12 protein-coding genes are annotated in these 14,363 nt (G+C 45.8%); 7 read left to right on the top strand and 5 right to left on the bottom strand.

Going from position 1 to position 14,363, the window contains the following annotated elements:
• Window positions 1-292 precede the first annotated feature (292 nt).
• The 4 genes from deoD to J4N39_RS17125 all read left to right on the top strand — a co-directional run bounded on the left by deoD (window position 293) and on the right by J4N39_RS17125 (window position 5,715).
• Window positions 293-1,003, top strand: a complete 711-nt coding sequence (deoD, locus tag J4N39_RS17140) for a purine-nucleoside phosphorylase (protein ID WP_252026167.1) — start codon at window positions 293-295, stop codon at window positions 1,001-1,003.
• 22 nt (window positions 1,004-1,025) lie between these two features.
• Window positions 1,026-2,495, top strand: a complete 1,470-nt coding sequence (locus tag J4N39_RS17135) for a lactate dehydrogenase (protein ID WP_252026165.1) — start codon at window positions 1,026-1,028, stop codon at window positions 2,493-2,495.
• A gap of 165 nt (window positions 2,496-2,660) precedes the next feature.
• Complete coding sequence (locus J4N39_RS17130) at window positions 2,661-4,151, top strand: hypothetical protein (protein ID WP_252026163.1); 1,491 nt, start codon at window positions 2,661-2,663, stop codon at window positions 4,149-4,151.
• Window positions 4,132-5,715: a GGDEF domain-containing protein gene (locus tag J4N39_RS17125; RefSeq protein WP_252026161.1), complete on the top strand. Its 1,584-nt coding sequence runs from the start codon at window positions 4,132-4,134 to the stop codon at window positions 5,713-5,715. Before J4N39_RS17130 ends, J4N39_RS17125 begins: the two co-directional genes overlap by 20 nt.
• A gap of 68 nt (window positions 5,716-5,783) precedes the next feature.
• Here the strand turns inward: J4N39_RS17125 and yidA are convergent, their stop codons facing one another.
• The 4 genes from yidA to J4N39_RS17105 all read right to left on the bottom strand — a co-directional run bounded on the left by yidA (window position 5,784) and on the right by J4N39_RS17105 (window position 8,994).
• Complete coding sequence (yidA, locus tag J4N39_RS17120; RefSeq protein ID WP_252026159.1) at window positions 5,784-6,593, bottom strand: sugar-phosphatase; 810 nt, start codon at window positions 6,591-6,593, stop codon at window positions 5,784-5,786.
• A gap of 103 nt (window positions 6,594-6,696) precedes the next feature.
• Window positions 6,697-7,749: a 3-oxoacyl-ACP synthase III family protein gene (locus J4N39_RS17115; RefSeq protein WP_252026157.1), complete on the bottom strand. Its 1,053-nt coding sequence runs from the start codon at window positions 7,747-7,749 to the stop codon at window positions 6,697-6,699.
• A complete protein-coding gene (locus J4N39_RS17110; RefSeq protein WP_252026155.1) occupies window positions 7,746-8,432 on the bottom strand; it encodes a hypothetical protein in 687 nt (228 codons plus the stop codon). Before J4N39_RS17110 ends, J4N39_RS17115 begins: the two co-directional genes overlap by 4 nt.
• A 64-nt stretch (window positions 8,433-8,496) precedes the next feature.
• A complete protein-coding gene (locus tag J4N39_RS17105; protein ID WP_252026153.1) occupies window positions 8,497-8,994 on the bottom strand; it encodes an NUDIX hydrolase in 498 nt (165 codons plus the stop codon).
• 215 nt (window positions 8,995-9,209) lie between these two features.
• Here J4N39_RS17105 and J4N39_RS17100 point away from each other — a divergent pair, with 215 nt between their 5' ends.
• Both J4N39_RS17100 and J4N39_RS17095 read left to right on the top strand, forming a co-directional pair.
• Window positions 9,210-10,850: an ABC transporter substrate-binding protein gene (locus tag J4N39_RS17100; protein ID WP_252026151.1), complete on the top strand. Its 1,641-nt coding sequence runs from the start codon at window positions 9,210-9,212 to the stop codon at window positions 10,848-10,850.
• Window positions 10,837-11,589 carry a substrate-binding periplasmic protein gene (locus J4N39_RS17095; protein ID WP_252026149.1) on the top strand — a complete coding sequence of 251 codons (753 nt, stop codon included), beginning with the start codon at window positions 10,837-10,839 and terminating at the stop codon, window positions 11,587-11,589. Before J4N39_RS17100 ends, J4N39_RS17095 begins: the two co-directional genes overlap by 14 nt.
• Before the next feature lie 54 nt (window positions 11,590-11,643).
• On the opposite strand, the gene J4N39_RS17090 is transcribed toward J4N39_RS17095, so the two are convergent.
• On the bottom strand, window positions 11,644-12,219 hold the full coding sequence (locus J4N39_RS17090; protein ID WP_252026147.1) for a class I SAM-dependent DNA methyltransferase: 576 nt from the start codon (window positions 12,217-12,219) through the stop codon (window positions 11,644-11,646).
• Between the two features lie 590 nt (window positions 12,220-12,809).
• On the opposite strand from J4N39_RS17090, the gene nhaD reads away from it, so the two are divergent.
• Window positions 12,810-14,237: a sodium:proton antiporter NhaD gene (nhaD, locus tag J4N39_RS17085; RefSeq protein ID WP_252026145.1), complete on the top strand. Its 1,428-nt coding sequence runs from the start codon at window positions 12,810-12,812 to the stop codon at window positions 14,235-14,237.
• The last annotated feature ends 126 nt before the right edge of the window (window positions 14,238-14,363 follow it).

Genomic DNA, 14,363 nt, shown 5'->3' with positions numbered 1-14,363 from the left:
AGTTTTTTGTTTGTACAACTTTTATAGCACAACCCTAAAAGTTGTACAAACATTTATCATGTACAACATGAGTTTTCTCTGTACAAGTAAGCAAATCGATTGCCTTCCCCCTTTCAACAGAATTAGTTATCAATGACCAAAAAAAAGTATAACCTCAGTGTTTTTGTGACAACCGTCGCAAGGAGCTCCTGTTTACAAGGCTAATATTGCATCCAACGAAACAACTTATTTCAACAATATTGGTAATACACTGTGCTCCTTCCACAGTTACCAAGCAATGGAGTTCAACTTTATGGCTACCCCACATATCAATGCACAAGCTGGTGATTTTGCAGAAACTGTTCTGATGCCAGGTGATCCACTACGTGCAAAGTACATCGCAGAAACCTTCCTAGACGATGTAAAGCAAGTATGTGACGTTCGTAATATGTTTGGCTACACAGGTACATACAAAGGTAAAAAAGTATCTGTGATGGGCCACGGCATGGGCATTCCTTCGTGCTGCATCTACGTTCATGAGCTGATCGCAGATTACGGCGTGAAGAACATCATTCGTGTGGGCAGCTGTGGTGCTGTACGTGATGACGTTAAACTGATGGACGTTGTGATCGGTATGGGTGCTTCTACCGACTCTAAAGTTAACCGAATCCGTTTTGCAAACCATGACTTCGCAGCCATTGCTGACTTTGGACTGTTAGAAGAGTCTGTAAAACAAGCCCGTGAGCTAGACGTACCAATCAAAGTGGGCAACATCTTCTCAGCTGATCTGTTCTACACACCAGAGCCAGAAATCTTCGAAACGATGAAGAAGCTAGGCATCTTAGGCGTCGATATGGAAGCCGCTGGTATCTACGGTGTAGCCGCAGACCTTGGTGCAAAAGCGCTAACTATCCTTACCGTATCTGACCACATTCTACGTGGTGAGAAACTTTCTTCTGAAGATCGCCAAAAATCGTTCAATGACATGATGAAAGTTGCTCTAGAAACGGCGATCAATATTTAAGAATTATCCCGAGGGGGCGATTGTGTCGTACGACCAACTACCAAAGGACGCCGAAGGTCTGCAACTCAACTTTTGTAAAACATTGGCGTGTGACAACTTTGGATTGAGTGATGCAAAGCATTATGTTTTGCAGCACGCAAACCCAAAGCGTCCAGCGATGGTTTGTCGAGAATGCGGTGCTTTCCCCCCCTTACTTAATAATCAGGAGGTCGTTAACGAACTGACGCGTTTACGCCACGTTCACAGCGACGGCCTTCCTGCCTGCCGAAACCCTGAGTGTGATAGCTTTGGTAAAACGGTACATACCCACAAACATCTCTACCATTCATTTGGCTTTAGCGGCGATCGTCAGAGATACCGCTGTAAAGTTTGTCAATCGACCTTCGTTGATAAATGGTCGGGAAGTAATGCCAAGATAACCCTGCAAGAAGTTTTGCTCGGTTATCTGTTCACAGGCTATTCGGTACGAGAAATCTGCCGAAAACTTAGCATCAACCCAAAAACCTTTTACGATCACGTTGATCAAATTGCTAGTCGTTGCCGACGCAAACTTGCGATGTTTGACGCTCGCTGGTTAAAGCACGCCGATAGCTTTACCTTGGCCTCTCAATACACCCCGCTACAACCAAAAAGCAATAATGGCGTATTTTGGTTTGTTACCTGCGACGCAAATTCTGGCTATGTACATAGTCAGCACGTGAACTACTCTTTTGATGAAGAGCCTCAAGGCACTGAACTACACAACCCTTATGAATTTCCCGCTCGCTTTGTTTCGAGTGAATATTCTCCTGAAGGTGCAGCGCTACCGAGCACCAACAGCGACAACCTACGCCAGAAAATTGACCATAAGTATCAACAAATTTTGGCGCGTGGGAATGTCGAAGATCCTATGGGTAACCTCGCCGCTTTCAATCACCCATCAAAAGGGGCACTGATCAGGCCGCCATACACCAGCTATGCGCACTATCTGAATATCCTTAACTCTTGTGGCGAAGATAAGCCCGTCATTTTGTATATGCCTCAAGACCCTGTGCTGCGTTCGGCGGCGTTAAGCATTTACCGTAAACCGATCCAAAACAAAACTGCTGACTTAATCTATGTAGAAGAAGACAGCCAATGGGATGCGGCATATACCGACCAAAAAATTGACATCGTGCATGTTGGTTGGTGGCGTGACCGATGGGCGATTAAGTCGCACCAGAAAGCAAGTAAAGGCATCTGTCATCTTGCTGGGGAGCGCAACGATAGCGAATATTGGTTGAAGCATGCAACCACGAATCAGCCTGAGTTTTATCAGCAAAGATTCCACGTTTTGTTTGAAAGCTTTGTCAATGAGCCCCGCAGGAAATTACGACCAGGTGGTCTTTTACCGCTGCTAGATATTTTCCGTGCATGGCATAATTTATGCTACCAACATAAAGATGGATTGACGCCTGCTCAGCAAATGGGCTTATCAGACAAACCTTTGACGCTTAAAGCACTCTTATCCTGATTCACGGTCAAAAATTGAGCAACCAGCCAATTGAACGCCGGGCAAAAAGACGACGATTCAGCAAAATGCGGCTATGATCATTGTATTAGCGGTATCTACTTAAGTGACTGCACCGTATAATGAATATTGCTATTGGTAAAAAACTCAACTGCTTGGACTCAACTTTTGGATAAAGCCCAACTTCTGGTAGAAACTGAACTCGAACAGCTTAGGAGTCGTATCGATGTCGATCCTGATACTACTCTTATGCAAGCCCAACAGTGCTTAGCGCGAGCTCAACAGTTAATCTTTCACGACGGCGAAATTCTCGCCCAAATCATCATTGCCAAATGTTATTGGAGCTTGATGGATTACCGCAATGGTATGAAAGCGATCAAATTCGCTCATACCCTGCAAAGCCGTTTAGAAAATGACAACTACCTGCCTGAAATACTCCATGTGTTTGCCCAACAATATTGGGGCCAAGCAAAATACTACTCCGCACAGCAATATTGGATTAATGCGCTCGAGCAATCAGCTCTGGTTGGTGAAACCGCCATTGAAATCGAATCTTTGATTGGCTTAGGGAACATTTGGCGCATCACAGATGATGTGCAACTGGCTCGTTCAACTCACGAACTCGCAGTTAAGGTAGCCAATAACGCCAGAATCGATTGGTTAGAAGGGAAATCTCGAATCCTTTTAGCATGGGATTACTACCTACTCAATAACTACGTTGAGATGCTTTCGGTGCTTGATGGCGCAGAAGAAGCGCTTAAATATCACCAAGACCCAACGTGGCGCGCCGAGATCTTAGATTTTCGCGGTCTAGCACTCATTGGCTTAGAGCGGTTAGAAGATGCAGAGCAAGCCACGATTGAAGCGCACCAACTCGCGGTTAAGCACGACCTCAAGTGGATGAAAGCTCACTCTTTCATTAGTCGAGCGCGTCTTGAACTTATCCGCAAAAACTATGTTGATGCCGGTGAACTGTTACTTGAAGCCGAAGCGGCGGCCAATAAATTTGATAACGGCGAGCTTTTGTCTCAAATCTGTTTCCAGCAATCTGTGGTGGCTGAAGAGAGCGGCGATTACCAACACGCACTCAATGCGTTTAAGAAATATCGCCAATATTCCATCCAGATGCAAAAAGAGCAAACCAATCGCATCGGAATGGATAAAGCTCGAAGTTCGAAAAGACAACTAGAGCAACGCGCTCGTAAACTGATCAACCGAATTCGTGGTCAGATGGAGTTCAGCCGCGAACGTCGTTTCTCTAATGCCGTCTCGGAGACCTACTGGTGGGAACAGTTGGTGCTCTATAAGTCTGAGCTCAAAATGTCGAACCATGCAGTGATCATCATTAAGCATGAAGACAGCAACTTCCTAGAGATCTGCATGGAGCTTGCGCACTGTTTATGCAGCCGTGATGACTTACTTTCACAGCTCGATAAGCAGCGCATCGGATTGTTGATTGCGGAAAAAGACCAAGGTGCACTGCATCTCTTTAAAGTTCTCGAACAAATGGTTTCCATCTACCCATGGAAACGCCGTGGACTCAAAGGTGATTCACCAACACTGTCATTACACAACATTTTGACTTTCCCATTTACTCTCGAGCAGTTGGTCGAGGAAGAGCCACAACTGGAGCAAGAACATGGACGCGATCCTAACTAAAGTCTCCGATGCCGGATTAGACCCGGCCTCGGTTCAAGGCGAAGATGCGATCATCTTTTGGGACCATGTTCGTCAACACATAGCCACTAATAATGAAGAGCGAGCCCACTGCTACGCAATAAGCTCTCAGTACCGAGTCAAATTAAAGCAGCCTCGCGCCTCAATAGATGAGCTGCGTGCTGCGTTAGAGTTGCTATCCTTGCCTGAGCATGCGGAAGATGTGCTCAATATTAGAGCCAGTTTGGCTGAGCAACTGTTTGATGGCGGTGACTATGCACTCGCACTCAAAGAGTACGTCATGCTATCAACCATGGCGGTAGAATTCAGTGAAATTGATTTTTATGTGATAGCCGTAATGGGCATGGGGAACCTATGTGACGCCTATGGTGATCATCACCGCGCCCTCAAGTACTACATGAAAATCGATGGTATCGACCATGCGATCTCTAGCCGTACCCTGCGCCTTCGCTACAAACTGTATATGGTGTCTTGCTTGATTTCGGTAGGCCGCTTGGTTCAAGCGGAAGAGAAATTGCGAGAGTGTGAAGAGTTAAGTATTCTGGTCAGCGATAAAATTTTGGCTGGTCAAATCATCCTCTATCAAGCACGTATTCAGGGCAAACAGAAGAACCACCTAGATGCACTCAAAACACTGACTAAAGCTCGCTATTCACTGAATAATACCAGCGCCCTTTGGCTCTCGAACATGATGCGTCTTGAACTGGCTCGAAACCTGAACGGCATTGGTCGTATGGACTTGGCAGAAGCGATTCTATACAGCATGACCAAACGTCTAGAAGTGACCAACTCGCCAGTATTGATGCATAAGCTTTATGACGTCATAAGTGGTGTGTTGGAAACTCAGCAGGAATACAAACGTGCATTGGCGTATCAAAAACACGCCTACCGCATTCACTCAGATCTGGTGAAGAATATTCCTATTAGTGAGTTAGCGGGCTCTCAGTTGCGCCGTCTGACACGCTTCGAGCTTCAGCTCAAGCTGATCATGTCTGAGCAAGAAAACCGTGAACTTAAAGAAACCACCGAGACCCAAAAATCGGCAGTGGCTAAGCTGCAACAAGATGTATTTACGGATCCACTGACCAGCCTTCATAACCGTCGTTGGCTGGACGTAAAACTGAAAGATTTGCTGCTTCACAACACGAACTTTGCGTTGATGGTCATTGATATCGACCACTTTAAGTCAATCAATGACGAGTTAAGCCACTTGGTGGGTGACAAAGCGATTGTTAACGTCGCCACTGAGCTTAAATCTCACTTCCGCTTTAAAGGTTCGTCCTGTGTTCGATTTGGTGGCGAGGAGTTTTTGGTCATACTAGAAAATGCCAACATCGAACAAGCGGTGATGCATGCTGAACATTACCGTGAACGCATTTTCCAATTTAGTTGGCTAGATATTCTTGGAGAACGTGGTCTTACCGTCAGTGTGGGCGTGACTCTTCATAAAGAAGGGGAAAATACTCAGCGTACTTTCTACCGAGCGGATAAAGCTCTCTACCGAGCAAAAGCAAAAGGCCGTAACCAAGTCTGCTACGAGGTTTAAGCCCCTGCAAACTTCTACTTTAACCAAAAAAATGGCTAGGTTTTAAACCTAGCCATTTTTGTAATTTGTTAGTTATTTAACACCAACTCTTCAATCACTTGAGCAACACCGCTCTCGTCATTGGTAGCCGTATGGTAATTCGCCACGGCTTTGATTTCTTCGGTAGCATTGCCCATCGCAACACCTACGCCTGCATACTCAAGCATGTGTTTGTCATTACCTGCGTCACCCATGCAAATAACCTGTGAGGCATCAATGCCCATCATCTCAGCCAGCATCGCAACACCAGTGCCTTTATTGCTCTTGGCATTCAAGAACTCAAGGAAATATGGCGCACTCTGAACCACAGTGAACTCTTGGTACACCTCAGCGTGGATCTTTTCAATAGCGGCCGAAAGCACCTCAGGCTCATCGATCATCATCACTTTCATAACTGGTTCGTCATCGTCTAGCGATTCGAACGGCATTACCGAGACCTCAATACCATTGATGCTCGCTTCAAGGTCGGTATAAGTGTTCAGTTGTGGAGTGATCAAACCGTGAGTTTCGGTAAACGCATGGATATGAACACCAAGATCTCTCGCCAGCGTCGCAAGATTTTTGGCATCCACACCGGTTAGGATCTGACTGCGTAGCAGTTCACGAGAAGCCACTTTCTGCACGACTGATGCGTTGTAGCTTAATACGATATCTTGCTCGCCAGTCATTTCAAGCTGGTCAAGATAAGGCAGCATACCTTCTGTTGGGCGGCCAGACACCAGTACAACCGTCACCCCTTGGGCACGAGCAGCATCAATAGCGTCCTTGTTACGCTGACTAAGTTTTTTCTCTGAATCGAGAAGAGTCCCATCCATATCGAGGGCAATCAATTTGTACATCACGACATCCAAGCAAAATAAAAAAATAAAGTCGCAGTGTACTGAATGATGCATTGAGAATCGATGACTATTTTGTGACAACACCCCATGGTGACAGCGTCACTTAATGAGTGTAGATAAAACCACCATAAAGGTATTTAGTCGCTTCAGCACCAATCACTAACACCCTATCCCCATGCTCGAGTTTACCGCTGCTTAATAGGCGGCTGAAGCTCATCCAAATTGCCGATGAGCCTAGATTCCCCAAGTGCTTGGCATCATTAATGATTTTCTCCTGTGCAATTCCAGTTGCTTTAGAGAAATGCACATCAATATGCCCACTGGCTTGGTGGGGGATAATATAGTCAAAACTGTCGAGTTGATGCCCTTGCTCATTTAACGCATCTATCGCCGCTTTAAATAGCATTTCACCGTTTTGTTTTACCTTGGCTGCGTCATGATGGAAACGCGCTGGCCCTTCTTGGGTATAAACAGAAGTCGATCCTCCATCAAGGTAGAGCCCCGGTGATTTCCCCACACCAATTTGCCCCATATAGATATCACTAATGATGCCCTGCCCCGAACCATCATCACTGCCAAGCAATACACCTGCAGCACCATCCCCCATTTGCAAATAGTTAACCAGTTGCGCTTGATCGAGAAACTGTGGTGCATGATCAAAATAGACAGATCCTGTCTCGCTGCCCACCAGCATCACAGGTTTACCCAGTGACTCGATTCTCGGTACCGCCATCTGCAACGCACTCGCAAAACCTGTGCATGCCTGTCTAAGCTCTAGATACAAACCTTTATAATTTATCTTGTCTGCTACCCAAGCCACACTAGGTGGCACTTGGGTATCTGGTGTGCAGGTATGCGCCAACAAGTAGTCAAGATCACTAGACTGCAAATGCGCTTGATCTAAACACGCCTGCACAACCTCTACGGCTAAGTCGGAGTTGCTTGGCGTCGGCGCAGACGTTTTTAGGCGCACATCGCGACTTAAATGACGAGATTCCACACCTAAATGTTTACTGATCCGCTGGGCCAATTTTGCGTAGCGCCACCCTGACAAAGATTGCAGAGTTTCGAGCATTTGGTCAGTGGTATAGCGATTTGGTGGTAGGGCAGCTCCATGACTGAGCAGCTTAACTTTGGTTTTGAGAAAAGTGGTCATAGGGTTGGCTTCCTTGGCAAAAAGATATCATCAAGATCCACGTTTAAAACCGAAAAGGCTTGCTGCTCAGACTCAAGTAGGACTCGCAGTTTAAGCGCAACATTGTGTTGAAACTGATGCCATTCACTGCGATCAAACCCTAGCTTTTTGGCGTGTTTTTTAGCGATGGAAACGTGTTTCGCTTCATCTTGCTTGATGGCTCGACAAAGCAAGGTAAAAGGATGGTCAGCGCCAAGCGCACTCTTTTCCATCACCTTCATGATCTGGCACACCAGAGCATCCAAACAAGCGATTTGGGCAAAGTGGTCACCCAAGGTTTCTTGGCGTCCTAATAAGGTATAAAAACGCTGACTGCGTCGTTTGATTGAGGTAATGTCTTTTGGCTGAGGCAACTTATTCATTACTGCTTCTAAAGCGACTTCGTGATACTGCTCATCTGCGACAATTTCCTCAAACGCTTCTACACTCTCTTGCTGGCCTTGTGCAATTAAGCGCTCACGCTCATTGTGAAACACCCACTGAGAGGACTGCTCACCGCAAATCAGCAGCGGCAACAGTCTCGCTAGTGCTTGATCGTGACCAGTTTGATAGCTGAGCGTTTGATGCTCGAAATCTCTGAGCCAACTGATGACAGAAGTCTTGCTGTGAAATTGCTGCTCAACGCTCGGAAAACATGGCCGCATCGGTATCCCTACTTATTGGTTTTCATGCAATAGTTATTAAGAAAGGCTAAACACAACTTTTATTTCACTCGAGCGTATTTAACCAAGGCAATATGCGAGTCGACGACTCAAATGCAAATTTCTCTGGTACAACGTCTGCTATTTTTACCCACTGAAAACCACTTACATCGTCATTGGCGACCACATTGGGTTTAGTCGCTAATCGGCAACCAAACAAAACATCGCAGGTTTTGTACACCACCTCTTTATAAGGATAGGTGTTTGGGAACGAACCGATAAACTCCAACTTGAGCGCTTGATTGAGGCCTAGCTCTTCTTCGAGTTCGCGAACGCATGCTTGCTCTAAACTCTCGTCTGGGTCGACAAAACCACCGGGCAGATCCCAGTGCCCTCTCATTGGATCTCGACCACGGATCACCACTAACAGTTCATCGCCACAAACAATCGCAACGGCAACCGCCGCAGCGACATTTTGAAAATAAGTAAACTGACATTGATGACAAACATACTGATTGGCAGCGACATGATTAAAACTCGCTTCACCACATTTTGGACAATACATAAAAACTCCCTGTGTGCTGTGTAAAAACATAGCGAAAGCAGCTCAATTTGAGAATGCTAAATTTGCATTTTTGACGAGCTGAACCATAGTTAAATGACCAATTTAAAAACACTTTTATCAATGGAGGCTGCATGCCACTAAAGAGGTATAGCATAGTTTTTTGGCTCTTTTTGGGCTCATTAATGCTATCTACCTTTTCTTCCCAAAGTGCACCAATGCGCGACAGTGGTAGCAGCCAAATCATCTATAAATGGCTGGAAGAGTTCCAACCCTCGACTTTATCTAAGCCACAACAACTTGAAGAGATGAATTGGTTCATCAATGCCGCTAAACCCTACCGCGGGCTTTCAATTCATGTGGTATCTGAACGAATCAACACGCATAAGTTCGAATCTGAGGTGCTAGCAAAAGCATTTTATGAATTGACTGGCATTCATGTCGTGCACGAACTGACCGGAGAAGATGATGTAGTTAAGAAATTATCGGCTCAAATTATGACTCGTCAAAACTTGTTTGATGCATACATCAATGACAGTGATTTAATCGGCACCCATTTTCGTTCTGGGGCGGTTGTCGCCTTGAGTGATTTTATCGAAAATGAAGGCAAAGAAGTCACTTTACCCAGTCTAGACTTAGATGACTTTATTGGTCTCGCCTTCACAACTGCACCTGATGGAAAATTCTACCAGTTACCTGATCAACAATTTGCCAACCTCTATTGGTATCGTCACGATTGGTTTGAACGCCCGGAACTCAAGAAAAAGTTTAAGGAAATCTACGGCTATGAGCTTGGCATCCCGCAAAACTGGGCTGCGTATGAAGCCATTGCAAACTTCTTTACTAACGACGTCAAATACATCGACGGACAACGTGTCTATGGGCATATGGATTATGCGAAAACGGACCCATCTTTGGGCTGGCGCTTGTCCGACGCCTGGTTATCCATGGCGGGTGTTGGCGACAAAGGCTTACCCAATGGGCACCCCGTGGATGAATGGGGTATTCGAGTCGAGGGATGTCGACCAGTGGGGGCGAGTGTTCGCCGTGGTGGCGCTCTAAATGGGCCTGCATCGGTTTATGCCATCAACAAATTCATTGATTGGCTCGACTATGCTCCACCAGAAGCTAGAAACCTTAACTTTTCCCAAGCAGGAGAATGGCCCGGGAAAGGCGTCATTGCCCAGCAAATCTTTTGGTATACGGCATTTGTCTCTGATCTTACCAAACCTAATCTGCCAGTCATGAACCGTGATGGCACCCCGAAATGGCGTATTGCACCATCACCTGTGGGTAAATATTGGCAACCGGGCATGAAGTCTGGTTACCAAGATACTGGTGCTTGGACCTTCTTACATACAACGCCACTATTTCGTCGACAAGCGGCATGGCTTTATGCTCAATTTGTCGTTTCTAAAACGGTATCGCTTAAGAAGACCTTAATTGCAAATACACCCATTCGCTATTCCGATATTCACTCTAACGTGATGACCAAAAGAGCCCCTTACCTTGGTGGCTTAGTTGAGTTCTATCGAAGCCGAGGCCGTGATGTATGGACGCCAACTGGGACAAACGTTCCCGATTACCCATACCTTTCCACGCTGTGGTGGAAGAACATATCAAAAGTTGTTGAGGGAAAAATTACCACCGAGCAAGGGCTCAAACGCTTTTCTATCGAAGTCGATGAGCACCTCAAAGACCTCTCTTATTCGCAAGATCATGAATGTGCACCCAAACTGAACGCAGCAACCTTTCCTGAAAAATGGCTCAATGCGCCAGGTTCACCAAAAGCTCGTATCGATGGTGAACCTCAAGGCATTACCCTGCCGTATGAGGAGGCGTTAAATGTCTGGCGTTAGGCGAATATGGCTAATACTTTTCGTCGCATTACTAACAAGCTTTAGTAGCGTCGCAAATATCGTCAATCATTACACCATACTCACCTACGAGTCGCGTCCTCTTGCTTACTCGGAAAATGGCAAACACAAAGGGCTACTCATCGAACTCATTGATGAGTTGTTTAAACGTTCGCAATTTGAATACACCATCAAAATCATGCCGTTAAAACGTGCGATGAACATAGCAAGACTGCAAAACAATCATTGTGTTTTGCCCGTCGCTCGTTCGCAAGAACGAGAAGCTGACTTTCAGTGGGTAAGCCCTGTATTGGTCACTCGTTATGCATTGTACGCCGATTTAGACCATGATAGAGATATCGTCACACTCGCAGATGTGCGCAATCATACGATCGGAACCCACCGCGGTAGCATTGTTGATGAATACCTCAGCTCGATGGGCTTTACTACTGAGCCAACATCAACCAGTCGACAAAATTTTCGCAAGCTCGAAATAGGACGGATAGACTTTTGGGCGGAGGATACTTTAACGGCAACACCACTAATGGAGAGCCTTGGCTACCACTTATTACCAGAACTTGTGTTCTACACGTCACTTCGGGCTATGGCCTGCAACCTTAGCAGTAACCCCTATAAGATGAGAAAGATGGAGCTGGCGCTGTCGAAAATGTATTGGGACGGATATCTAGAAAAGCTCTACGCAAAATATGGTCTTGAACTTAACCCGGTCGTCAGTGACTAAAAAGCCAAGCAAAGTGCTTGGCTTAGTAAATAAAGACTAGGATGTGTTATCAAGCTACTTCTGACCAATGCCCATAACAACCGTTTTCTCACCCATGGCAGTCTCTATGGTAAAACCGACCTTGGTTTCTACTGAACTAAAACCTGCTTTAGTCAATGTGGCTTTGATTTTTTGCTCAGTCATACCATCTTCGCTACTCGCTGCAAGCCAGTCCCAATGAACAAACAGCCCGCCATCGTCAAGCAATGAAGCGATGATCTCGGCACCTTGCTGGAAATCGTCTAGAAAACCACACACCGACGAGGCAACAATTAAATCAAACTGTGTTCTGAACGCTGGGTGGTAAGCCACCAAGCCACGACTCAGTGCATCAACAACTGGCTCTACGTTTGGCAGCTCTTTGGCATCTAATTGCTCGATCATCATCTCTGAGCTATCTAGAGCCACGACTTCTTTAACCAAAGGTGATAGTTTTTGTGTTAGAAGACCTGTTCCGCAGCCGAAATCTAGAACTTTAAGCCCAGATAGGCTGACCATATTGTTCAGCGTCTCAAACACCTTATCAGCATATGCAGCGGTCGAAGGGTCCTTCTCCCACTGCTCTGCGTATTCGTCCCAATCAGTGGACATGATTCCTCTCCAAAAACATCTCTTACCAATCTGGAAAAGCAACTGGCTAAATACTCCATAGAGAGAGCTCAGATACTCATTCCTGTGGTATCAATACAAAAAGATTTATGCACTTAGGCAAACTGACCTAAGAGTAAACCAAAGATCCATGTTATACATCGCTTATACGACAAAAAAATGATGAAATCGAGCGTTAGGTCTAATTTGCGCCTTCATTAACCATTCATTCGAACAAAAATCCCACAAATCAATCAATATCCAACAGTTAAGCCAAGAATTTGAATATTTGTAAGCTATGTCATAACTGATATAAGTTCATGATTTGCAATTTGGATTGGCTCACGGTTATGTGCCACAAGCTCGCATAGAATTGACACGACACTTTTGACCTAGTTTCACCAAATTCTATCGATTATCTGAACACGCTGTGAGAACCAACAATTGTTAGCGGCATAACCTTTGCTGATGCTTAGTCGTCATGCCCTAATTTTTCGCCCGCTAGACAATCGTCTGTTTCTTACCATCCAAGTCCACATATGAATGGGAATTGGTGTTAGGTTCTTTTTGCCACTCACGGAGTCGAGTCAAATATGAAACCTATTTGGAAAACTTTTTACGCCCTGATATTACTAACCACAACCACGCCCGCCTTTGCTGCAACTTCTTTAGATTTTACCCATTCTTGGGTGGGCTACCTATCCATCGTCATCTTCACCATCGCATACGCTTTAGTGATGGGAGAAGAGTTCTTAAAACTTAAAAAATCAAAACCGGTACTACTTGCCGCAGGTCTTATTTGGATCATTCTCGGTTACGCATACCAGCAAGCGGGACAGATAGAAGTCGCCAAGCATGCACTTGAACATAACTTACTAGAATACGCTCAATTGCTCTTGTTCCTGTTGGTAGCGATGACTTACATCAATGCCATGGAAGAGCGACGCCTGTTCGATTGCCTCAAAGCGTGGATGCTCAATAAAGGCTTTACCTTGCGCTCACTGTTTTGGCTAACAGGGGTTCTTTCATTCTTTATCTCACCTATTGCCGATAACCTGACCACCGCTCTATTGATGTGCGCCGTGGTCCTCAAGGTTGGTGGAGATAATGACCGTTTCATTAACCTTGCCTGTATTAACATCGTTGTCGCAGCAAATGCCGGGGGAGCTTTCAGCCCATTTGGCGACATCACCACCTTAATGGTATGGCAGGCTGGCCACGTCACCTTCCAAGAGTTCTTAGGCCTGTTTGCACCTTCAGTACTCAACTATGTGATTCCAGCGGTCATCATGTCGTTCTTTATTCCAACTGGGAAGCCCGACAGTATTACTGAGGTGGTCGAGCTTAAACGTGGGGCCAAGCGTATCGTGGGTCTGTTCTTGCTTACTATTGCCACGGCTGTTGGCTTCCATGGCTTCCTCCACTTCCCACCAGTGATTGGGATGATGATGGGCCTCGCCTATCTACAAATTTTTGGCTTTTTCTTGGTCAAAACACTTCCAGCTTCGCTGGCGAAAAAGCGTAAGTATGCTGAAGAACACCACGATGAAGATGCTCTGCGTCGTCTAGGTTCTGTCGTGCCGTTTGACGTCTTTAAACGTGTATCTCATGCCGAGTGGGATACACTACTCTTCTTCTACGGCGTTGTAATGTGCGTGGGTGGCCTAAGCCTCATTGGCTATCTCGGAGTGATTTCAGAAGTGATGTACACCCAGTGGGACCCAATCTGGGCCAACACCATGGTGGGTATCTTGTCTGCGATTGTCGATAACATCCCAGTTATGTTTGCGGTTCTGACGATGGAGCCACAAATGAGTCTAGGCAACTGGCTACTGGTCACGCTCACTGCGGGGGTTGGTGGTAGCTTACTTTCTATTGGCTCTGCAGCTGGTGTAGCGCTCATGGGGGCAGCGCACGGCAAATACACGTTCTTTGGACACCTTAAATGGGCACCCGTGATTGGTCTTGGCTATGCGGCTAGTATTTGGCTGCACTTGATCGTTAGCCAGCATCTTTTTTAGCTTTTTCTTTACATGAGGGTAAACATTTACACTACCGTCAGCCCTTTACTGGCGGTAGTTTAAGAACTAGCTCTCAATTCTAGTGTAACCCCGATTGCACTAGTTCTATTATCGTAGTTTAATGAC

Source organism: Vibrio sp. SCSIO 43136 (genome assembly GCF_023716565.1).
Classification (GTDB): Bacteria; Pseudomonadota; Gammaproteobacteria; order Enterobacterales; family Vibrionaceae; genus Vibrio.
This window is presented reverse-complemented; position numbering and strand designations above follow the sequence as displayed.